This window comes from Corallococcus aberystwythensis (assembly GCF_003612165.1).
Lineage (GTDB): Bacteria > Myxococcota > Myxococcia > Myxococcales > Myxococcaceae > Corallococcus > Corallococcus aberystwythensis.
Genome location: NZ_RAWK01000622.1, coordinates 1 through 386, shown reverse-complemented (window position 1 = coordinate 386; position 386 = coordinate 1). Strand labels below are relative to the sequence as shown.

Annotated in this window: 1 protein-coding gene; it reads left to right on the top strand. The window is 55.2% G+C overall.

The features are described from left to right. Window positions 1-209, top strand: a 209-nt coding sequence (locus D7W81_RS44705; protein ID WP_244227813.1) for a hypothetical protein, incomplete at its 5' end; no start/stop codon positions are given. Window positions 210-386: the final 177 nt, after the last annotated feature.

Below are 386 nucleotides of genomic sequence, written 5' to 3'. Positions count from 1 at the left end.
CCGTTCTCCAAAACCTGCTGGCTCGGGGCATCCGCGGCCCTACAACACCTTCGCTCTATAAGCTCAAGCGGCACGGCCGCTCGCGCGGCAGAACAGCGACGCCACAAAATCAAAATCAAAATCAAGGTATAACCCACCCCCTTCCCTCCGAGTCCGTACGCAACCTCATTAATAAAGAGAGAGAACCAACCAAAACAGACGCGGTGTGAGTTTGTGGGTTATAGGAACCCGGTAAATACCACGCGACGAACCAGCGTGTGTGTTAACGCGACTTTTATTCGTTGTATCGCGGGAGGGGGGAAGCTTACCGCCAAAGGAAGGCCAAGATGATAACGACGACCACCGCGACCACCCCAAAAACCGCATGACGACACGTCCCGCCACAC